Origin of the sequence: Anaerofustis stercorihominis (assembly GCF_005844425.1) — a bacterium.
Lineage (GTDB): Bacteria > Bacillota > Clostridia > Eubacteriales > Anaerofustaceae > Anaerofustis > Anaerofustis butyriciformans.
The window spans coordinates 55,332-76,649 of sequence record NZ_SPHL01000006.1 but is presented as its reverse complement, the minus strand read 5'-3'; the positions used below and the strand labels follow the sequence as shown (position 1 = coordinate 76,649).

General features: G+C 29.6%; 19 protein-coding genes and 3 tRNA genes. 10 read left to right on the top strand and 12 right to left on the bottom strand.

What is annotated here, in order from left to right; all coding sequences use genetic code 11:
• Positions 1–45: 45 nt before the first annotated feature.
• The 4 genes from FGQ49_RS03120 to FGQ49_RS03105 all read right to left on the bottom strand — a co-directional run bounded on the left by FGQ49_RS03120 (position 46) and on the right by FGQ49_RS03105 (position 3,716).
• Positions 46–246: a hypothetical protein gene (locus FGQ49_RS03120; protein WP_138268453.1), complete on the bottom strand. Its 201-nt coding sequence runs from the start codon at positions 244–246 to the stop codon at positions 46–48.
• Between the two features lie 91 nt (positions 247–337).
• The gene (locus tag FGQ49_RS03115; protein WP_138268452.1) at positions 338–1,231 is read right to left on the bottom strand and encodes a DUF5655 domain-containing protein; all 894 of its coding nucleotides are present in this window, start codon (positions 1,229–1,231) and stop codon (positions 338–340) included.
• 87 nt (positions 1,232–1,318) lie between these two features.
• Positions 1,319–2,128: a putative ABC transporter permease gene (locus tag FGQ49_RS03110; RefSeq protein WP_243112211.1), complete on the bottom strand. Its 810-nt coding sequence runs from the start codon at positions 2,126–2,128 to the stop codon at positions 1,319–1,321.
• Positions 2,129–2,201: 73 nt separating this feature from the next.
• Complete coding sequence (locus FGQ49_RS03105) at positions 2,202–3,716, bottom strand: DUF3794 domain-containing protein (protein WP_138268450.1); 1,515 nt, start codon at positions 3,714–3,716, stop codon at positions 2,202–2,204.
• Between the two features lie 200 nt (positions 3,717–3,916).
• On the opposite strand from FGQ49_RS03105, the gene FGQ49_RS03100 reads away from it, so the two are divergent.
• The 4 genes from FGQ49_RS03100 (at position 3,917) to FGQ49_RS03085 (ending at position 8,080) form a co-directional block, all read left to right on the top strand.
• A complete protein-coding gene (locus FGQ49_RS03100) occupies positions 3,917–4,264 on the top strand; it encodes a type II toxin-antitoxin system PemK/MazF family toxin (RefSeq protein WP_138268449.1) in 348 nt (115 codons plus the stop codon).
• Positions 4,265–4,446: 182 nt separating this feature from the next.
• On the top strand, positions 4,447–5,595 hold the full coding sequence (locus FGQ49_RS03095; RefSeq protein ID WP_138268448.1) for an ABC transporter ATP-binding protein: 1,149 nt from the start codon (positions 4,447–4,449) through the stop codon (positions 5,593–5,595).
• Positions 5,596–7,152 (top strand): glycine betaine ABC transporter substrate-binding protein, encoded by a 1,557-nt coding sequence (locus tag FGQ49_RS03090; RefSeq protein ID WP_138268447.1) that lies wholly within the window; start codon positions 5,596–5,598, stop codon positions 7,150–7,152. It abuts the gene before it with no gap.
• Positions 7,153–7,354: 202 nt separating this feature from the next.
• Positions 7,355–8,080, top strand: a complete 726-nt coding sequence (locus FGQ49_RS03085; RefSeq protein ID WP_138268446.1) for a MerR family transcriptional regulator — start codon at positions 7,355–7,357, stop codon at positions 8,078–8,080.
• 25 nt (positions 8,081–8,105) lie between these two features.
• Here FGQ49_RS03085 and FGQ49_RS03080 read toward each other — a convergent pair whose 3' ends face one another.
• Complete coding sequence (locus FGQ49_RS03080; RefSeq protein WP_138268445.1) at positions 8,106–8,528, bottom strand: PPC domain-containing DNA-binding protein; 423 nt, start codon at positions 8,526–8,528, stop codon at positions 8,106–8,108.
• Positions 8,529–8,814: 286 nt separating this feature from the next.
• Between FGQ49_RS03080 and FGQ49_RS03075 the strand changes: the two genes are divergently transcribed.
• Positions 8,815–10,179 carry a PTS galactitol transporter subunit IIC gene (locus FGQ49_RS03075; RefSeq protein WP_138268444.1) on the top strand — a complete coding sequence of 455 codons (1,365 nt, stop codon included), beginning with the start codon at positions 8,815–8,817 and terminating at the stop codon, positions 10,177–10,179.
• Positions 10,180–10,455: 276 nt separating this feature from the next.
• On the opposite strand, the gene FGQ49_RS03070 is transcribed toward FGQ49_RS03075, so the two are convergent.
• The 5 genes from FGQ49_RS03070 to FGQ49_RS03050 all read right to left on the bottom strand — a co-directional run bounded on the left by FGQ49_RS03070 (position 10,456) and on the right by FGQ49_RS03050 (position 12,592).
• Positions 10,456–10,530: transfer RNA gene (locus FGQ49_RS03070), tRNA-Glu, on the bottom strand.
• 7 nt (positions 10,531–10,537) lie between these two features.
• Positions 10,538–10,614 (bottom strand) — tRNA-Met (locus FGQ49_RS03065).
• A 12-nt stretch (positions 10,615–10,626) separates the two neighbouring features.
• Positions 10,627–10,702, bottom strand: a tRNA-Met gene (locus FGQ49_RS03060).
• An 81-nt stretch (positions 10,703–10,783) separates the two neighbouring features.
• Positions 10,784–11,359 carry a hypothetical protein gene (locus FGQ49_RS03055; RefSeq protein WP_138268443.1) on the bottom strand — a complete coding sequence of 192 codons (576 nt, stop codon included), beginning with the start codon at positions 11,357–11,359 and terminating at the stop codon, positions 10,784–10,786.
• A 126-nt stretch (positions 11,360–11,485) separates the two neighbouring features.
• A complete protein-coding gene (locus FGQ49_RS03050; RefSeq protein ID WP_138268442.1) occupies positions 11,486–12,592 on the bottom strand; it encodes an SLC13 family permease in 1,107 nt (368 codons plus the stop codon).
• A gap of 203 nt (positions 12,593–12,795) precedes the next feature.
• On the opposite strand from FGQ49_RS03050, the gene FGQ49_RS03045 reads away from it, so the two are divergent.
• Both FGQ49_RS03045 and FGQ49_RS03040 read left to right on the top strand, forming a co-directional pair.
• The gene (locus FGQ49_RS03045; protein WP_138268441.1) at positions 12,796–13,257 is read left to right on the top strand and encodes a MarR family winged helix-turn-helix transcriptional regulator; all 462 of its coding nucleotides are present in this window, start codon (positions 12,796–12,798) and stop codon (positions 13,255–13,257) included.
• Entirely contained in the window at positions 13,244–14,620 is a 1,377-nt protein-coding gene (locus FGQ49_RS03040; protein WP_431731924.1) for an MATE family efflux transporter, read from the top strand. Before FGQ49_RS03045 ends, FGQ49_RS03040 begins: the two co-directional genes overlap by 14 nt.
• Before the next feature lie 54 nt (positions 14,621–14,674).
• Here the strand turns inward: FGQ49_RS03040 and FGQ49_RS03035 are convergent, their stop codons facing one another.
• Positions 14,675–16,267, bottom strand: coding sequence for a Na/Pi cotransporter family protein (locus FGQ49_RS03035; RefSeq protein WP_138268439.1), 1,593 nt, complete (start codon positions 16,265–16,267; stop codon positions 14,675–14,677).
• A gap of 331 nt (positions 16,268–16,598) precedes the next feature.
• On the opposite strand from FGQ49_RS03035, the gene FGQ49_RS03030 reads away from it, so the two are divergent.
• The 3 genes from FGQ49_RS03030 to FGQ49_RS03020 all read left to right on the top strand — a co-directional run bounded on the left by FGQ49_RS03030 (position 16,599) and on the right by FGQ49_RS03020 (position 18,547).
• Positions 16,599–17,792 carry a hypothetical protein gene (locus tag FGQ49_RS03030; protein ID WP_138268438.1) on the top strand — a complete coding sequence of 398 codons (1,194 nt, stop codon included), beginning with the start codon at positions 16,599–16,601 and terminating at the stop codon, positions 17,790–17,792.
• 131 nt (positions 17,793–17,923) lie between these two features.
• Positions 17,924–18,238, top strand: a complete 315-nt coding sequence (locus tag FGQ49_RS03025) for a DUF6442 family protein (protein ID WP_138268437.1) — start codon at positions 17,924–17,926, stop codon at positions 18,236–18,238.
• Positions 18,239–18,337: 99 nt separating this feature from the next.
• Positions 18,338–18,547, top strand: coding sequence for a helix-turn-helix transcriptional regulator (locus FGQ49_RS03020; RefSeq protein WP_138268457.1), 210 nt, complete (start codon positions 18,338–18,340; stop codon positions 18,545–18,547).
• A gap of 34 nt (positions 18,548–18,581) precedes the next feature.
• On the opposite strand, the gene FGQ49_RS03015 is transcribed toward FGQ49_RS03020, so the two are convergent.
• Positions 18,582–21,185: a calcium-translocating P-type ATPase, PMCA-type gene (locus tag FGQ49_RS03015; protein WP_138268456.1), complete on the bottom strand. Its 2,604-nt coding sequence runs from the start codon at positions 21,183–21,185 to the stop codon at positions 18,582–18,584.
• Positions 21,186–21,318: the final 133 nt, after the last annotated feature.

Genomic DNA, 21,318 nt, shown 5'->3' with positions numbered 1-21,318 from the left:
GTAGTAGGATTTTCTTCATCAGATACTACACCTCTAATTTTAAGTTCAGCAATAATCATCAATCTTATAATCAAAATAATTTTCAAAAAGAAGAATATCCCTTGCAGTACTTTTTTCTTTATCATATTTAACAAGAGAATATATACAAGATAGGGGATCTTCACAAAATAAATAATACTCATTTTCAAAATGAGTAATGTATCTATAAGTTTTTCTGTTATTAAAATGCAGACACTGTAACTTCACATCATTCTCCTTAAAAAAGTCTTTACTTAAATGTATTCAAAATGATGTTCTTTTATTAATAAAAAAATAACCTTTATTCAAGGCTATTTTTCTACATTTCATTATATGCTCTTTCGATTAAAGGTTTTGCTTTCTCAAAATCATTATTGTTTTTTATGGTAATTTGCAAATCTCCCGTTCCATAATGTCCAACGTTTCTCATATCTCTTGTAAATCCATTTTCTAATATAACTGTATCGGGGCTAAGTTTTAAATATATTATAATTTGTTTATTATAAACCTCAATACATGCCATATTTTGAACTTTTTTATATGCTAAATAAAGTTTTAATTGATTAGAAACAATATCGTCCCCTAAAGATTCAATATAATCACAAATTGAATCATATAAAATATGTAATTCTTTTGATAAATTATTTAATTTTTCTAAATGAGTTTTTTGTGATGAATTTCTCTTTTCTTCGTTTACTGTACTATCTACACTATTTTTTATAATCGGAGCATTTAAGTGTTCAAATAAAATAAGTTCATCATTATATTTTTTATATTTTACTAACTTTATATTTCTTTGCATTTGATTAACTGCATGTACATCATATTTTGTAAAATCATTTGCAACACAAATTACACAAGGAGCAGACCAGTCTATTAATTCTGCAGCATCACTTCCTAATTTCTCCATAACAAGAAGTTTAAAATTCGCTTTATGGTCAAGCAGCCAATCTAAATAAAACAATCCTTGATTAATAACATTTTCGTTACTGCTTCTTTTATATTCAAAAATTACCGGACAGTTATTTTCATCAATCCCAATACTATCCATTCTCCCACTTGGTATACTATATTCGCTATACAAAAAACGAACACCAAAAAACTGTTCCATATTATTTTCAATTAAATTCTGAAGTTCTTTTTCAAGTAAAACTTGTGTAGGAACCAATCGTTCAACTTCATTGTTTATTTTAAATAATTTTATTTCGGACATATTTTTCTCCTAATTTCCATTTAGCAAATTATATTAATATAATTATATAAAATAAATTTTTTATGTTCAATATAAAAAAAGAAAGCATTAATGCTTTCTCTTTTTTCTTCTTTCAAGTAGCTCTTCAAAAACATCATTGTATTTTTGAAATTTAACTTTTGGATGGAATTTGAAATATTCATAATATCTGAATTTCATCAAATGATTTTCGATAATATCCTTTTTCTCATCTTTAAGCTCTTTTATAGCAAGCTTCTCAAGATACATATCTTCTTTTAATTTTTCACCTTTATCCATAAATTCAAGGGTTTCGTCGGAAAGTTTCTTACCAATATTATCAGATAACTGTGTAAGCTTTTCTCCAATTTGACTTAGTCTTTCTAATTTTGCCTTGAATTTTAATATTGTATTAACGGTTAAAATACAATCAACAAGCATTATTAATAAAATAAAAATAATTAAAATAATGCCTGCATTATATGGAATAACATCAACGAACAAGTTTATAAGAGGGTGGATAATATTCACAACGAACACACAAGCAAACGCCCAAATTAACGAAAAAGATAAACATATATATCCGTTTAAATTAAACTTGTTATTTGAATAGTCCCACCATCTTATTGCAAATAATTTTTCAAGCACAAAACCTGTACATAGTTCCAGCAGTGTAGTAAAAACCAAAGAACCAAAAAACAAAATAACAAAATTTGATTTTAAAGGCTCTAAAAAATATATTACCAATAAAACACCAAAACCGTAAATCGGACAAACAGGTCCATGCAAAAATCCTCTGTTTATAAAACGACCTTCTTTAAAGGTTTGATATATAACCTCAACGCACCAGCCTAAAAAAGAATATATTATAAAAAAACTTAAATAATCGTATATTGTCATGTATTCCAAATGTCTTCTCCCTTATATGTAATAAAACATATTATAACAACATAATAAGGGAATGTAAATAAAACTACCTTATAATAAGAGGATAACCGTCTTCTATATCGCTTTCATTTTCAATATCATTCATATCTAAGATATCATCTGATTTTATAAAGTTTTTCTTTCCTATATCCCATAAACTCTCGTTTCTTTCTTTGTAATATATCTTTACTTTTATATCTTTTTGTTTTTCTTCTACATTTTCTATCTGTTCAACTCCATATAAATTCATAACATTCATACTTCCAAGTACATAAACACATATATTTATATCACCATCAATGCTTATTGTTTGGTTTAAGCTGTTTATGACTAAATTATTTATATCAATATTTATAAATAAGTCATCTCCACCTGAAAAATCTACTTCTTCTTTCATTTCAAAAGGAAGATTTATGGTATCAACATAATATTTACTGTCGTTATCTATATATGTAACCATATTTACTTCTATTTCGCCTTTTATGCTTAATATGTTTTCATCTATGGAATACTCGTACCTAATATTTTCACTGTCCCCTATAACAGAACCTATCATATCCATATCCATTAAGGTTTTTGAATTACTTACTTTTATATTTTTTTCCGTTTCACTTTTTAGGGATATTACATTTTGTTCTTTTAAAACCGGCTTTATGGATTTATTCGTACTATAGGCGTCAAGAACAACGTCTATTTCTTTATTTTCACTAAACAAAGTATTTGAAATCATATCCATACTAATTTCTATGAAAGAATCTTCATCTTCCATTACATACCTTGCATTCACGTTTTCAATGCTAGGGATTATATTATAATAGTCGCATTTCAATTTAGGGTCTTTTTCAATGAAATGATTTATAGGATAAACCAGTTTTTCTATCGTTACCTCACTGTCTTCTTCAAAACCGTCTTTATATATAAGAAGTATTTCAACTTTTGCACTGTATAATACGCCCACCCCCGACGCATTAGTGTTAATATCTCTTAAAGCTGCACTGACAAAAATAATATTTATACTGTCACTTAAAGGTATATCCTTTTTAAAAGTAAATGTTTCTTTTGTAGAGTTGGTATCAAAAATACTCAACGTATCATGACAAGTTTTAACTTCAAGTGCTTTCATTCCCTCTTCGCTTATTGTGTTTATATATTCTCCTGCCATACAAATACCAAATACTCTTACATTAGCGCTAACTTCAATTCTTCTTTTCTTCACCACTCTAAATTCAATATTTTGAATCTGAGTTTTTAGATTATAAAGCTTATCCCATTTTTCTCCTTCTGCAAGGGTAACAAAGAATTCTATATTTTTATCTATACCGCACAGACTCTCATTTTCCCCAAGATACAAAATATTAACTCTTAAAATTCCCTTTAAAACGAACTTACCATTCTTTAAGGATATGTTTTTTATCATTGCATCGCTGTTTGTAAGCAAAATTCTTTCTATATTTGACATATTATCAAGAATTTTTACGCTTTCAAAAACTTCTGTAACTATATCAATATTATCTTCCTTACCGGTTAAATTAATTTTTTTTACCATTTGTTCAAATTCCATTTTATTCCTCCTAAATATACTCCTTTTAAAATATATTTTTTTATATAAAAAATATGACTTTAAATTTTATTTTTAGGTATAAAAAATCTCATTAACGGCAAAGATTTTATTAGTAACATAGTTTGATTCTTTTAAATATTATAAATATGAGGATAAAGAATTAAAACAAAAGAATATATAAATAAACTGGAGTAAAACAAATGAACATAAAAAGAGGAGATATATATTACGCAGATTTAAGCCCTATAGTGGGAAGCGAACAAGGAGGTTTAAGACCTGTTCTTGTTATACAAAATGATATGGGAAACAAACACAGCCCTACCGTTATTGTTTCTGCAATTACATCGTCAATGAGCAAAGCAAAACTTCCCACTCATATCTCTCTTTCGGCTAAAAATGATTTACTTAATAAAGACAGCGTAATATTACTTGAGCAAATAAGAACTATAGACAAACAAAGATTAAGAGAAAAAATAGGTCATGTGGATATGGACACAATGAATAAAGTAAACGAAGGTCTTTCCATAAGTTTTGGAATGTTTCAATAACTCTATCCCCTTTCATGTATGAAAGGGGATATTTATTTATAAAAAGATATGACGCATTCTTTTAATTTATTTTTAAAAATATATAAAAAAACAAGGATTTAAAGCTTATTTTAATATTTTAGTGCGACAATATTTTATATAAGTTACATTTATCACAAACGTAACAGAAAGGAAGAAAATAAATGATACAATTTGAAAATGTCTCCAAACACTATAAGAAAAAAGAAATACTAAAAAATATTTCTTTGGAGATAAAAGACGGAGAATTTGTTTGCCTCATAGGATTAAGCGGATGCGGTAAAACAACAATACTGAAAATGATAAATAAACTTATAACTCCGAGCAACGGAAAAATACTCATTAACGGAGAAGACATAAGAAACATAAACGATATAGAACTTAGAAGAAAAATCGGTTATGTAATCCAACAAACGGGACTTTTCCCTCATATGACGGTAAAAGAAAACATAGAACTTATACCAAAACTTCAAAAAAAGGATAAAGAAAAAATAAAGAAGAAAACATATGAACTTCTTGAAATGATAGGACTCAAAGCAGATGATTATCTTGATTTATATCCTTCCCAAATGAGCGGAGGTCAACAACAAAGAATAGGAATAGCAAGAGCATTCGCAAATGACCCCGATATTATTTTAATGGACGAACCTTTTAGCGCATTGGACCCCATAACGAGAACAAATCTGCAAGATGAACTTTTGGAAATACAAGAAAAAGTAAAAAATACCATCGTTTTTGTAACTCATGATATTTCCGAAGCAATAAAACTTGCTGACAGAATATGTATTATAAACGAAGGAAGCATACAACAATATGATACGCCGGAAGAAATATTAAAACATCCGGCAAATGATTTTGTACATAATTTTATAGGAAAAAAACGAATATGGGAATCTCCGGAACTTATAAGGGCAAAAGATATTATGATGGATAATCCGGTTACATGTTATGATAATTTACAATGCTTTAAAGCCGGAGCAATAATGGCAGATAAAAAGATAGACAGCATAATAGTAATAAACAAAAAAAGAGAATTTCTCGGACTGTTGGATGCCAGAAGAGCATTAAAAGAAAGAAACAAAAATTTAACGGTAGGGCAAGTATTAAAAAGACACAAAGAAAAATATCATCTAAATTTTACATATGTGTCTCCGGAAGAATCTATTTTAGATGTACTAGAGAAAACAGACGAAACCAACACTTATACCATCCCCGTTGTAAACGAAGACAACAAACTTGTGGGACTCATTACCAAAAGTATTCTTTTTACAACACTAAAACAAAAATATGACGAAAGCGAGGATGACGAATAAATGAAAGCTTTTATAGATTATTTTTCTTCAAACGCTTCGACCATATTTGATTTATTTACCGAACATATAGAACTTACGTTTTTGGCTATAATTGCATCAATTATCATAGGCGTACCTTTAGGCATCCTCATATCCTATGTAAAACCGGCAAAAAAACCGATAATGGGAATTACAAATATTATACAGGCAATTCCATCAATGGCTCTTTTGGGCTTTTTAATCCCTTTTGTAGGAATAGGAACAAAACCCGCAATTATAATGGTAATATTATATTCTTTACTTCCGATAGTAAAAAATACATATGCCGGAATCGAAAATGTAAATCCGGATACTTTGGAAGCAGCAAAAGGAATAGGTCTTACAAAGTTCCAAGTTCTTTATAAGGTTGAATTGCCTTTGGCTCTTCCGGTTATATTGGCAGGTGTTAGAATAAGTGCCGTAAGCGCCGTAGGACTTATGACCCTTGCCGCATTTATCGGAGCGGGAGGACTGGGATATTTCGTATATGCGGGAATAAGAACCGTAAACAACGCACAAATATTATCAGGTGCCATACCGGCATGTCTGCTTGCATTATTCATAGATTATTTATTCTCCATACTGGAAAGGAAATTAATACCTAAAAACTTAAAACTTTCAAATCCACAAAGTAAAATAAAGAAATATTTTGATAATTTTATAATAATCATTACATGTTTAGCATTGATTACGGGAAGTTTTTTTACAATAAAAAACAGTACTGCGGAAACCATTAAAATAGGTTCAATGGATTTTACGGAACAGGAAATACTATCCTATATGATAAAAGACCTTATTGAAGACAGAACGGACATACAAGTAGAGCAATCTCTTTCCTTGGGAGCCAGCGGTATAGTTTTGGATGCAATAAAAAACGGAGACATAGACATGTATATCGATTATACCGGAACCATTTACGGCAGCGTGCTCGGTCACAATGATACAAAAGACACCAAAGAAATATTGAATGTATGCAAAAAAGAAATGAAATCAAATTACGGATTGGAAGTATTGGATGAACTTAACTTTAACAATACGTATACTTTAGCTGTAAGAAGAGATACCGCAGAAAAATACAATTTAAAAACATACAGCGACTTGGAGAAAGTATCAAGTAACCTTGTATTATCACCGACTCTTTCTTTCATGGAAAGAAAAGACTGCTATAAAGCATTGAACAACACTTATAATATGAACTTTAAAGAAGTAACACCAATAGACGGTTCTCCGAGATATACTGCACTCCAAAACAAAGATTGTGATGTAATAGATGCATACTCCACCGATGGCTTATTAAAAAAATACGATCTCGTGGTACTTGAAGATGATAAAGGTGCGTTTTTAAGATATGATGCAGTTCCCGTAATAAGCAAAGAACTTAAAGAAAAATATCCTCAAATCGAAAATATATTAAAAGAACTGGGAAAATATTTAAATGAAGATGTAATGATAGAATTAAATTACCAAGTCGATGTAGAAGGAAAAAAATCGAGCGATGTCGCTCATGATTTCCTTATAAAAAACGGGCTGATTAAATAACCCAAAAGCAAACAGAAAATATATATCGGACTAGATATATGTATTATTAAGGAAACGATTATTTTAAACAATTATGACCATAAAAAGAATGGTAAAGGATGCATCCTTATCATTCTTTTTTGAATTAATTAAAATATTTATTAAAAATGCTTGCTTGTAACGCAAGGTAATATTGTAATATGACAATAAGGAGGTGATATCTATGTCAACATACACTACCGGGGAAATCGCAAAAATATGCGGTGTTTCTATCAGAACTGTTCAATATTATGACACGAAAAACATTTTGAAACCTTCTTCTTTTAGCGAAGGAGGAAGAAGATTATATAATGAACAAGATATAAAAACATTAAACCTTATATGTCTTTTTAAAAGTATCGGACTGTCTCTTTCAAAAATAAAAGAAATACTAGAGGACAAAGAAAAAGAAGCTTTAATTATTATGATTATGAACGAACAACTTAAATATCTGAAAAACGAAGAAAAAGAACTAAAAAATAAGATAGAAACAATAAACTTAATAAAAGACAGTATAAAAAATAAAAATACAATACCCGTCAATTCTATAAATGACATAGAAAAAATCATGAATAATACAAAAAATATAAAAAACACTCACAAAAAAATGCTGGTTGTCGGAATTGTAATGGATATAATCGAATTGTTCACTTTAATTTTGGGAATTACAAAAGGAATTTGGGTTCCTTTTATTCTTGGAATGTTTATAGTATTGCTTCTCGGCATTTTCATAACCAATATATATTATAAAAATTCAGCATATATATGTTCAAAATGTCAACATATATTTAAACCTGCATTAAAAACATTTATATTTTCAAAACATACACCCAAAACCAGAAAACTTACATGCAGTAAATGTGGATATAATGGATATTTTGCAGAAATTTACGATGACCAAAAATCATAAAGGAGTACAATGTACTCCTTTATGATTATAAAAATTTATATAAATTAAGTCCCGTATCTTCATCATATTCTCTTTCAACTTTTCCTTCAATTATATTTAAAGTAATTTCACTGGTTGCAGAAATATAACATTCATTTAAGTGTCCGCCAAACACCTGCATATCTTTATTGCAAAGTGTTATATGAACATGAAGATATACTTCATCATCAAAAGTTGAAATATTCCCTATAAGTGAAGTAATTTCCATAGCTTCTTCATATGAAGTCCTATGATAAACTTTCTGCTCAGTATCATAAAGTCCTATACTTACTTTATTTGCCGCCCCAAGACCAACAAAGTTACCAAGTTTGATATTTTCTTTTCTGCATAAATCGGTAATTGAAGATATTACTTCATCTCCTTTGTTAAGTCTTATAATATACTTATCTTTAAATTTTCTAAATTCCATATAATTGCCCCCTCAGACAAAATATTTATTTAAATTCATTATAATCTTTTGACAGATAAATCACAAGCAAAGAGCATTTTTTTAATATATATTTAATATTTTACAAATAAATTTTATCCTTTTACTACAATATATAAAAGATTATTTATCCATATAAAAATCATCACTAAAAAAGTAATGACAATTATCAAATAACTATAAATAAAAATAATTATGTTTTCTTTGACTGTATATAAAAAAAGTTATATAATTTATTTAAGTTATTACGTTTTAGGGAGGATACATCATGGATTATATTGTAGGTTTTTTTGATATCTTATCAAACTTGGGCGCAAGCGTTATGATGCCTATTATCATTTTCGTTATTGCCCTTTGTATCGGCACAGGCTTTGGCAAAGCCTTAAAATCAGGACTTACCATAGGGGTTGCATTTATAGGAATAAACCTTGTAATCAATCTACTTGGTAACACTATCGGTCCGGCAGCACAACAAATGGTTGAAAATCTAAATTTAAATCTAAATATACTTGATGTTGGCTGGCCGACTGCTGCTCAAATTGCATTTTCAACACAGGTAGGAGCGATAATAATACCTGTATGCTTGCTTGTAAATGTTGTTATGCTTGTACTTAACTTAACACAAACAGCGGACATTGATATTTGGAATTTCTGGCAGCTTGCTTTTACAGGTTCGCTGGTTGCAATTGTGACATCATCAGTTCCTCTAGGACTTCTTGCCGCAGTATGTGAGTTTGTAATTGCCTTAGTTCTTGCGGACTTAACGGCAGAGAGAATAGCAAGAGTTACTAAAATGGAAGGAATAAGTTTCCCTCATACAATGACGGTAGTCCTTGCAAGTATTTCTTTTGTAGTTGATAAAATTATCGATAAAATTCCTGGACTTAACAAAATAGACATCAATGCAAAGAAGATGGAAGAAAAACTTGGGGTACTTGGAGATCCTTTAATTGTAGGATTTGTAATCGGACTTATCATAGGTATCCTTGCTTATGGAATAAAAGCATACGATAAATATTTATTAATTGCCATAACTCTTGGAGCTACACTTGTTTTAATTCCTGCAATGGCAAAATACTTTGGTGAAGCATTAACACCAATTTCAGAAAGAGCACAAGTTATAATAAACAAAAAATTCAAAAATAGAAGTAAAATATATATCGGTATGGATGCCGCAGTGGCCCTTGGTAATCCTACAACCATAGCAACAGCACTAATCTTAACTCCTGTAATTATTTTACTTGCATTAATCGTACCTGGAAATCAATTCTTGCCTTTTACAGACCTAAGCTCTGCACCTTACATAATGGCATTAATTGTTCCAATGTGTAACGAAAATGCATTTAGAAGTTTACTTATTGCAATATCAATGATGGCAATCGGTGTACTTCTTTCAACCGCAATTGCACCGGTATTTACACAAGCTGCAATAAGTGCATCTTATCAACTTCCGGAAGGCTTCAGCTTGGTTAGTTGTATTTCAAATGCTTCAACACCTCTTAACTTTATACTTGTTAAAATTTCAGAATGGTTCAGAGGATTTGGCGCAATCGCAATTTTCTCAGTTGTCAGCTTAGCATGTGCAATCGCAAACGGTATTAGAATCAGAAGACAAGTTAAAAACGAAAAATAATAAAAATTAAAAGCATCCTTTAAGGATGCTTTTTAATACCAAAGTATTTTATTTAAAACTTTCATATATCTTTACTATTCTTATTTTTTTCTCAAATTTATGATTAAAGTCTATACTATACTTTTTATTTTAATAGTCATACTTATATAGAATGGAGATTAGAAAAAATAAAAAATTTTGTATAAAATAAAAACTTCTAAACTTACTATTTACATACACCCTATTATTAAACTATATAAATAAAAAAACTACCGTTACGGTAGTTATATCTCAAATTGGTGACCCCTAGGAGAATCGAACTCCTGTTTTCGCCGTGAAAGGGCGACGTCTTAACCGCTTGACCAAGGGGCCATATATATGGTAGCGGGAATAGGATTTGAACCTACGACACCACGGGTATGAACCGTGTGCTCTAGCCAACTGAGCTATCCCGCCATATTTACTTTTTGGTTGCGGGGACAGGACTTGAACCTGCGACCTCCGGGTTATGAGCCCGACGAGCTGCCAACTGCTCCACCCCGCGTCAGCACGATATATTATAGTATAACCATATATATCTTGTCAATACTATTTTTATATTTTTTTAATTTTTTTTTTACATAATTTAAAAGTGAAATTTATCACTTAAATCTTCAATTTCTTCATACTCTTTTTTCTTTTTCATTAAGAATAAAACAAGGAATGCTCCTATCATTATTCCAAGCCCAAGACCTATAAAGAAATCAACTGGATAAGTTGTGATTATATAAAGTCTTAAAAATGCAACCAAGCCGGTAATACAAAGTGCATATAAACCAAACTGTTTATTAGTATAATAAATCAAAACGGTACTGCTTGCGCACATCATTATATATCCAGAAGGAAAAGTATATCTTCCAATTTCAGGCAGATATATTCCAACACCGTTTGTACTTAAAAATTCTCTAAAATGAAATAAAACAGGTTTCATAACTTCATTGCCCACTATAGAGCAAAGGAAAAGCCCGATAATGATTAAAATAGAAACTCTTTTATCTCTTGTATAAAAATATAAGAATATACTTGCTACAATCCATATAAATCCCATAACCAAAACATTACTTATAATAGGTATAATATGATTTGATAATATCGTATTTAAGGATATTGGAAGCGCCAAATTATCTATAAACATTATTATTGAATCAATTATATTATCCATACATGACTCCTATGTAAATTTTTAAATTATTATAAACTAATTTACTAAAAAGTTCCACTTTTTAATAAATAAAAAGAATAAATATAACATTATTTATTCTTTTTTTATATAAGATTAATAATTATATCATAAAACAAGTGCAATTATTGTAAATAAAACAAGTAAAATAACATTAAGAATAGTAAATGTTATAATATATTTCTTTGCTTCCACTTTTTCTGATTTTAAATATATCTTAAAGGAAATCAAACTTGCAAGAGAAGCAATTAACGTTCCAAGACCTCCAATATTACACCCTAAAATTAAAGCATGGTAATTATTTGTAAATACAGAAAGCAAAAGTGCTGATGGTACATTACTTATTATCTGACTTGTAATTATCGAAGTAATAAGAGCATTTTTTTCCATAAGTAAAGATATAAAATCATTAATTTGAGGAATTCTGCTTATATTCCCTGCAAATACAAAAAAACATACAAATGTTAAAATCAGTGAATAGTCTGCATATCTTAAAAGCTTTTTATCAAATATCAGTATGGCTAAAACAATAATAACCAAAAGTATCTTATAATCCAATATATTAAAAACTGATAAAAGACATATTAAAAACAACATTATAAAAATAGCAGTCTGCTTTATGTCAAAAGTAAAGTATTTATCAAATTTTACACTTATTACTTCATCTTTTATATATAGACAGCTTAGTAAAAAATATATTAAACTAAGTAGCACATAAGGATAAATAATAGAAACAAGCCCTCCAAAACTCAAGGAAAATTTACCGTATAAATATAGATTTTGAGGATTTCCTATAGGAGTTGCCATACTTCCAAGATTAGCTGCAATAGTTTGATTTACTATGGTCCATATTAAATACTCTTGTTTATTTATCATTTTAAGTATTAAAACACAAAAAGGAACAAACGTTATAAGAGCTACATCGTTTGTTATAAACATAGAGCTTATAAATGGAAGCAAAACAAGAATTAAATATAATAATCTAAGACGTTTTTTTCCGTATAATATCCTTTGAGCAAAAGAAGTAAAAAATCCATGCTTTTGAAGTCCGTCTATTACAATCATTAGTGAAAATAAAACCGCAAGCACTTTAAAATCAATATAAGAAACATAATCTTTTGAAATTGGAACAAAAAAAACCGATATTAAAGCAACTATAAAAGATACAAAAAGTATAAATTCACTTTTAATTTTCAATAAAATTTTATTTAACATATAAAACCCTCTACCCGATTACTATCAAACTATTATAAAATATAAATTCTACTATTTTTTTCATGAATATTTTACAACAATTAAAAACCTTTTTACAAGCATATATTTACATAATAAAAATGTCTTTTATATTGACAAAAAAAACAATAGTGATAAAATAATAATCAATTAGTTTACAAGTAAACTAATAAGGGGGAATATTTATGTATTTAACGAATATAGAAAAAGTATTAAAGCATTTTGCAAATATAAGAAAAGTTTACGCAAAATCATTCACTAACATGTTAGAGGATGACTCTTTTTCTCCAAATGAAATAAACGTCTTGATTTTTTTAAACAATAATCCTACTAAAAACACATCAAAAGAATTATGTAAATATCTTAATGTATCAAAAGGGCTTGTTTGCAGAAGCATAGATTCACTTTTAAAAAAGGATTTAATAAAAATCAAACCAGACGATGAGGATAAAAGAATTCAGCGAATAATTCTTTCAAAAAAATCAGATGAAATAATAAAACAAATTTTAAACGCAAAAGACGAAATGGACAAGATTATTTTAAAAGAAATTTCCATTGAAGAAATAAACCAAATGGAAAAAACAATAAAAAAAATATTAAACATCTTTGAAGAAAGGGCAAAAAACTATGAAGATAAAAATGTCTAAAGAAGTTGATCTTGGGAAAGAACCAGTTGGCAGATTGCTTATGATTTTGGCTTTACCTGCTATTATATCTCAAATAGTAAATGCTTTATATAACATGGTAGACAGAATGTACATAGGGCATATCCCAGAGGTTGGAGCAACGGCTTTAACGGGAGTTGGGGTATGTTTCCCTCTTATAATGATCGTTTCCGCTTTTGCTTATTTATTTGGAGTTGGAGGCTCTCCAAGAGCAAGCATATTTATGGGAAGAAAAGACAATGAAACAGCTGAAAAAATATTAGGTAACTGTTTTAGTTCACTAGTAATAGTATCAGTTATTTTAACCCTAATTATGCTTATATTCAAAACCCCGCTTCTTTACCTTTTTGGAGCAAGCAAAAATACCATAACATACGCATCAAACTATATAACAATATATGCCATAGGAACAATATTTGTTCAACTTACTCTTGGGCTTAACGCTTTTATATCAGCACAGGGTTTCTCAAAAATAAGCATGCTTACGGTTTTAATCGGCGCAGTAACAAATATTATTCTTGACCCTATTTTTATTTTTGGTTTGAATATGGGTGTAGAAGGTGCTGCAACCGCAACTGTAATATCTCAAGCATTAAGTGCATTATTTGCATTTAAGTTTATAACGGGAAATAATACAATATTAAAATTAAAAAAGGAAAACTTTAAATTAAATAAAAATATTATTTTACCATCTGTTGCACTGGGAGTAGCTCCTTTCATAATGCAAAGCACAGAAAGCGTACTTGTTCTTTGTTTTAATTCTTCACTTCTTAAATACGGAGGGGACTTGGCTGTAGGTGCAATGACAATTTTATCAAGCATAATGCAATTTGCAATGTTACCTCTTCAAGGTATTACCCAGGGAGGACAACCTATAATAAGCTATAACTACGGAGCAAGAAACAAAGAAAGAATAAAGAAAGGATTTAAGTTAATTCTTTTAAGTTGTCTTTGTTATTCGACTTTACTTTGGGCAGTTTCACAATTTTGCCCTAAAATACTTATAAATATTTTTACTTCAGACCCAAATCTTGAACAACTCTCATTATGGGCTATTAAAATATACATGGCGGCTCTTTTGTTCATGGGCGCACAGGTTGCATGTCAGCAGACTTTTATCGCCTTTGGAAAGGCAAAAATATCAACTTTCCTTGCAATATTCAGAAAAATAATATTACTTATCCCCTTAATTTATATAATGCCGGCATTAATGGAAAATAATCTTAAAGCAGTATTCTTGGCAGAACCTATAGCAGATATAATAGCAATAACGACAACATGCATATTGTTTGCGGTAAACCTAAAAAAAATATTAAATGAAATTGATAAACCCACATTTTATTAAATTGTACTAAAAAACCTGTGATAATCACAGGTTTTTTATTTTTCAAAGTAAAACTTATGCTTTATGCAATTCGATCATATTATAATCTCTCGCAATGGCAAGCATATGTTCGCTTATTCTTTCAACATCGTTTATAAGTTGAGAGAAAAACAAAGTAAGTTCGAAAGAAATACTTTTCTCTTTCATTCTGACTGTTTGACGTCTCTTTGTTTCTTTACAAAAAGCTTTGATTCTTTCATACTGCTCTTCTTCTTTTTCAAGATTTTCCAAATCTTTTGATGCCATAAATATAAGATTTTGAAGTTGTCCTATTCTGTCTTTTTCTTCGCTGTTTAAAGTTACTTTTTCCTGATATTTCTGTATTCTTACAGCGTAATTTGAAATTCTCTCTATATCTATCAAAAGATGATAATAAACACTCATTTTAAAGCTGTTTTCACTGTTTTGCTCAATACCGAGAGCTTCGGTAATATATTCCGAAAGTTTTAAGTTGATTGTATTTACTTTATCTTCGCTTCTTAATAAATCTTTTTCTTTTTGTTTGTCAAAATTTACCAATTGTGAAAGACTTTCATTTACATTCTTAAAAGCCATATTTTGAATGTTTTTTATTTCGTTTTCTATCTGTTCAACGAGTATTGCAGATGTACCTATTTGATATGAAAGAGTTGGAAGAGGACTTTCAAAAACATCTTCCGTTTCTTCTTTATCTTTGACAGGCAATACTTTTTCCGCAAACGATGCAAGGTATGTACCAAACGGTAATAACAGCAACGTTGTTACAATATTAAACAATGTATGCATATTTGCTATTTGTGCTGCAGGATTTGTCGGTGTGAGAGAACTTATAAAAGATGTTAACGGAGTAAACATACAAATCACGGTAAAAATTATAGTACCGATAATATTGAACGTCAAATGAATAACGGTTGTTTGTTTTGCTTCTCTGTTTGTTCCGATTGAAGCAAGAACAGCGGTTATACAAGTACCTATATTTTGTCCAAATAGTACATAAACAGCCCCGTCTAAACCTATAAGTCCGTTTAAAGCAAGAGCTTGAAGGATACCAACTGATGCACTTGATGACTGAATAACAGCAGTAAATACAGCACCTGCCATTATACCAAATATAGGATTAGAGAATTTTGTCATTAAGCTAATGAAAGCTTCAGATTCTCTTAAAGGCATCATTGCACTACTCATCATTTCCATACCGATGAATAAAACACCAAGTCCGGCAATTATTTCACCAATACAGTGTGATTTTGGATTTTTAATGAAAACTATCATTACAACCCCAAGGAAAGCAATAACAGGAGCTATAGCACCTATATCAAGAGCAATTAATTGTCCGGTTATTGTTGTACCGATATTTGCCCCCATAATAATCCATACAGCTTGTCTAAGAGACATCATTCCCGCATTTACAAATCCCACAACCATAACGGTAGTCGCACTGGATGATTGAATGACTGCGGTAATCAGCATACCCACTATTACGCCTATAATTCTGTTTGATGTAAGTTTTTCCAGTATACTCTTCATTTTATCGCCGGCTGCCGTTTCAAGTCCTCCGCTCATCATTTGCATACCATACAGGAACAAAGCAAGCCCGCCGAGTAAACTTATAATATTTGCTATTGTCATACTTTTTCTCCCTTTAATTTTATTGTAAAATTTTCGTATAAATTAAGCATATTTATTGTAAATTTTTGTAAATTAAATGTATATAGAGTATTCTCTTTTTTTACATTCACTTTACATAAATTTTACGTTTGAGAGCTTATTTATATTTTTGTCAAAAATATGACATATATAACTACACTTAAAACTTAACAAAAATAAAATTATATGAACATTTTTTATGTAATCATTACATTATAAACGTACAAAATACGACTTTTTACTCTTTGAAATTACAAAAAAAATGACTTTTTGCTTTTTATGTGGTATAAATATATATATTGGAGGGATGGAATTGAAAAAAGGTATAATTAGAATATTTGTTTTGCTAACTTGTATTTTACTTTGCTTAAGTATTACAGGGTGCAAAAACAAAAACTATCAATCATTCAGCAAAACGATCAAATATAGTGAACTTGACAATACCGATAAAAAAATGTTAAGCGAACTAAATAAAGTTTTATATAAATCAAAAGCTGTTATATGGCAGGATCTTGATTTAAAACAAAGACCTTTACTTCTTGTCAGAAAAGACGAAAATGACGACAAAGGAAACAAATCAAACAAAGATGTTTCCTATTTTGCCATTAACATAAATGGAATTGAAGATGAAAACGTAAAAAAAGTAAGCATGCCAGAAGGTTTCTATTTTGATAGTGTTTATAGATTCAATGATGTAGAAGATTATTTATCAGCTCTAAACAGTAATTATTCATCAAAAAATGATGAATTAAATATTGCCAAAAGCCAAAATGTATTTTATTTTAAATACAATTCAAAAAGTTTTAATAACGAAGAATACCCAAATGAAGCTTTTTCAGCAATGTTTACTAAACAAGCCTTTAACTACTACATTCAAAAAGACTGGCCTAAATATGATAATCCGGCAAGTGTAGGTCTTACGGCAAAAGAACTTTCTTATATAGGTGTTGAATACAAAATAATGGACAATATAAGAAAAGAATGCAACAAAGACAATGTAAGCATAAATAAACTCAATACTTTAATAAGTGAATATGTTACGGTGGAAAAAGAAAGAGAAAAATTAAACGAAACATATATTAAAGACGAAAGAGAAAAAATAACTTACGAAGGAAGTGCTTTTTACGTTGCCATAAGAGCAGCAAGGTTAACTGAAACTCCTTACAACCTTATCTTCTTTGGAGAAGACAACGAAGAAAAAGAAACTGCATTTTATAATACCTTTACAAAAATGAGCAAAGATGAAATACCGGCTACTTACGTAAGTGAACAATCTTTATACTCTATAGGTGCACAACTTTGCATAATGCTAAATAACCTTGATATAAATGGTTGGCAAAAAGAAATAAATGCTTCTTATGAAGATAATGTAGTAACTATTTATGATGTAATATATAAATACTATGAAGATAATAAGTTAAAAGAAAAGTCTATTGATGATGTAAAAGAAAAATACGATTATGACGAAATATTAAAAGAAGCAAAAATCATACAAAGATTATTATAAACAGAGGTTAAGCCTCTGTTTTTTATTAAAAGCTTATGACAAGTTTTATAGATATTTTGACAAGTATACTTGACATTATATACATAAAGTGATATATTAAAGCCATAATAAATATATTTGAGGGAAATAAAATGGATAAAAATGAAATACTAGAAAAAAGCAGAAAAGAAAATAATGTTAGAGATGAAAGAGAAAAACAAATAAGCTCATATGCACAAAATGCAAATTTATTAATGTTAATGATTGTAGGTGTTATTATAATTATATTTGATACTATTCATGATATAGATATAAGCGGTATCATGTCTATGTTTTGGGCAGGTTGCCTTGGAGAATATATTTATAAATATATAAAAACTAAAGAAAAATCTTCTATTATAATTATGATAATATGTGTTATCTTTCTTATAAAAAATCTTGTTGAGCATTTTACAATGATTATATAAACAAATTAAATATATTATTCATTATAAAAAATAAAAAGCAAATTATTATGAATGATAAAATATGTTATAATTAAGAAAAACTTTATTGGTAAAATTAATATGAACGAAGAATTAGTATTAAAAAACAGATTAAAAATCGCAAGAGCAGAAAAAGGATTATCTCAAAGCGACCTTGCAAAAATGGTAGGAGTATCAAGACAGACAATAAGTTCAATCGAAACCGGACAATTTAATCCTACTGCAAAACTCGCTTTGATTTTAGCAATTGCCCTTGATAAAAAATTTGAAGAATTATTTTATTTTGAATAAAAAAAAATCCTATGGATAACCATAGGATTTTTTATTATTTACAATTTCTTATTCTCTTTAATAACTGAATTATAGGTAAGTTTAATAATGCAAGACCATATACTGTAAATAATTGGCTCATATTAAGAGTTTGAACTGAGAATAACCCTTGCATAGCAGGTATTAATAATACTGCATTTAAAAGAACAAAACCTATAAGGAAAGCTCCTTGCATATATTTATTGTTAAAAAATCTCTTTGTAAAAAGTACCGGCTTCATTGCTTTACAGTTATATCCATGAACAAGTCTAGATAAACAAAGTGTTGCAAACGCCATTGTACTTGCAAGAAGTGCATTTCCGTCTTGATATCCGATATAGAATGCTATAACAGTCATAACTCCTATAACAAAACCTTCTGTTCCTACACTTGTTAAGAATTTCTTATTCATAATAGATTCATCTTTTGGTCTTGGAGGCATGTTCATAACATCAGGATTATGAGGTTCAAGACCAAGTGCAATTGCAGGTAGAGAATCTGTTAATAGATTTATGAATAGTAGGTGTACCGGAGCAAATGGAACAGGAAGAGCTGCCAAAGAAGCAAAAAGAACAACAAGGATTGCCGCAAAGTTTCCTGAAATAAGGAATTGTATTGCTCTTTTTATATTATTATAAACGTTTCTTCCGTTTTCAACTGCTTTTACGATTGTTGCAAAGTTATCATCTGTTAAAACCATAGATGATGCATCTTTTGATACTTCTGTACCTGTTATACCCATTGCAACCCCTACATCAGCTTGTTTTAATGCTGGTGCATCATTTACGCCATCCCCAGTCATAGAAACTATATTGCCTTTTTCCTGCCAAGCTCTAACGATTCTTATTTTATGTTCAGGAGAAACTCTGGCATACACGCTTATGTTTTCTACGAAGTCTTTAAGTTCTTCATCGCTCATGTTTTCTATTACACTGCCTTCACAAGCTTCACTTTCATCTTTTAAAATACCAATTCTCTTAGCGATTGCAGAAGCTGTTACCTTATGGTCTCCTGTAATCATAATAGGTTTGATACCTGCTTTGATACATTCTTCAACTGCTGCTTTACTTTCTTCCCTTGGTGGGTCCATCATTGAAATAAGACCAAGGAAAGTAAGCCCGTTTTCATCTTCAAGTTCCAATGCTTTTTCTTCATCAAAATTTTTATAACATACCGCAAGAACCCTTAAACCGTTTCTTGAGTATTCCATATTTTGTTTTTCTATTTTTTCTTTATCTTCATCAGTAATTTCTACGGTATTACCATCTTTTACTATGTGTGTAGCTCTGTCTAAAATAACATCAATGGCACCTTTTGTTATCATAACGTAAGTATCTTTAATATTATTTAGAGTAGACATAAGTTTACGATCACTATCAAAAGGAATTTCACTTAATCTTTGATATTTATTTCTTAAATTAAGAGCACTATAACCATACTTTTCACCTAAGTTAATAAGAGCTGTTTCTGTTGGGTCTCCAATTTCATTTCCGTCAATATTTGTAGAGTCATTACAAAGAATGCTGTATAAAAGAAGACTTGACTGTGAATTATCATGTATATCTATCTTATCTGAAGTTATATCTTTTTCATTTACATAATAGTTTTCAACAGTCATTTTATTTTGTGTTAAAGTACCTGTTTTATCAGAACAAATTATAGATACACTACCTAAACCTTCAACGGCTTGAAGTTTACGAATAATAGCACCTTCTTTTGCCATTTTTTGTGTACCAAAAGCAAGAACTATAGTTACAATAGAGCTTAATGCCTCAGGAATTGCAGCAACGGCAAGAGCTACCGCAAATAAGAATGCATCTGTAACATTTCCTCCTTGTACTACTTGAAGCCCAAATAAAAGAGCACATAATACAAGAATTGCAATTGAAAGTTTTTGTCCAAATTTATCAAGGTTTACTTGAAGAGGTGTTTTCTTTTCCTGAGTATTTTTAAGCATACTTGCAATTTTACCTACTTCGGTATCCATTGCAATACCCGTTACAACAAAGCTCGCTCTTCCGTAAGTTACAAAACTTCCGGAATAAACCATATTTCTTCTATCTCCCAAAGGAAGTTCACCTTCTAAAGTTTCCTCTGTTTTTTCAACTGCCAAGCTTTCACCTGTTAGAGCACTTTCATCAACTTTCAAACTTGAACATTCGATTATTCTACCGTCAGCCGGTATAAAATCCCCTGCTTCAAGATGAACTTCATCTCCTATGGTAACTTCTCTGCTTGGTATTTCAATTACAATACCATCTCTCATTACCTTTGCGTTTGGCGATGAAAGCTGTTTCAAACTGTTTAAAGACTGCTCTGCCTTTATTGTTTGAACAGTTCCTAAAATTGCATTGATTGTAATAACAACCAAAATTACTGCCGCACTCTCAACTTCTCCTAGAAACATCGATATTATTGCAGAAGCAATAAGAATAATAACAAGGAAATCCTTGTATTGTTCAAGGAAAATTTGTAAAACAGTTTTCTTTTTACCTTCGCTTAATTCGTTGTAGCCGTATTTTTCTTGATTTTTTTTAGCTTGTTCACTGCTTAAGCCTTCGGTTGTACCATTAATTTCTTTTCTTACATCATTAAAATCCTGATTGTAATAATTACCCATACTTTTCTTTCCTTTCATAATCATACCGTACAATAAAAAAGAGACTTTTATTGTACTTTAATATACAATAAAAGTCTCGCTGTTTCATTATGATACGGATAGATTTAGTATCTATCGAGATTGGCGACATCAT

Bases quoted from the DNA above. Each gene is read 5' to 3' on its own strand.
- FGQ49_RS03115 (WP_138268452.1), bottom strand. From the start codon at position 1,231: ATGTCCGAAATAAAATTATTTAAAATAAACAATGAAGTTGAACGATTG.
- FGQ49_RS03110 (WP_243112211.1), bottom strand. From the start codon at position 2,128: ATGACAATATACGATTATTTAAGTTTTTTTATAATATATTCTTTTTTA.
- FGQ49_RS03105 (WP_138268450.1), bottom strand. From the start codon at position 3,716: ATGGAATTTGAACAAATGGTAAAAAAAATTAATTTAACCGGTAAGGAA.
- FGQ49_RS03100 (WP_138268449.1), top strand. From the start codon at position 3,917: ATGAACATAAAAAGAGGAGATATATATTACGCAGATTTAAGCCCTATA.
- FGQ49_RS03095 (WP_138268448.1), top strand. From the start codon at position 4,447: ATGATACAATTTGAAAATGTCTCCAAACACTATAAGAAAAAAGAAATA.
- FGQ49_RS03090 (WP_138268447.1), top strand. From the start codon at position 5,596: ATGAAAGCTTTTATAGATTATTTTTCTTCAAACGCTTCGACCATATTT.
- FGQ49_RS03085 (WP_138268446.1), top strand. From the start codon at position 7,355: ATGTCAACATACACTACCGGGGAAATCGCAAAAATATGCGGTGTTTCT.
- FGQ49_RS03080 (WP_138268445.1), bottom strand. From the start codon at position 8,528: ATGGAATTTAGAAAATTTAAAGATAAGTATATTATAAGACTTAACAAA.
- FGQ49_RS03075 (WP_138268444.1), top strand. From the start codon at position 8,815: ATGGATTATATTGTAGGTTTTTTTGATATCTTATCAAACTTGGGCGCA.
- FGQ49_RS03055 (WP_138268443.1), bottom strand. From the start codon at position 11,359: ATGGATAATATAATTGATTCAATAATAATGTTTATAGATAATTTGGCG.
- FGQ49_RS03050 (WP_138268442.1), bottom strand. From the start codon at position 12,592: ATGTTAAATAAAATTTTATTGAAAATTAAAAGTGAATTTATACTTTTT.
- FGQ49_RS03045 (WP_138268441.1), top strand. From the start codon at position 12,796: ATGTATTTAACGAATATAGAAAAAGTATTAAAGCATTTTGCAAATATA.
- FGQ49_RS03035 (WP_138268439.1), bottom strand. From the start codon at position 16,267: ATGACAATAGCAAATATTATAAGTTTACTCGGCGGGCTTGCTTTGTTC.
- FGQ49_RS03025 (WP_138268437.1), top strand. From the start codon at position 17,924: ATGGATAAAAATGAAATACTAGAAAAAAGCAGAAAAGAAAATAATGTT.
- FGQ49_RS03020 (WP_138268457.1), top strand. From the start codon at position 18,338: ATGAACGAAGAATTAGTATTAAAAAACAGATTAAAAATCGCAAGAGCA.
- FGQ49_RS03015 (WP_138268456.1), bottom strand. From the start codon at position 21,185: ATGGGTAATTATTACAATCAGGATTTTAATGATGTAAGAAAAGAAATT.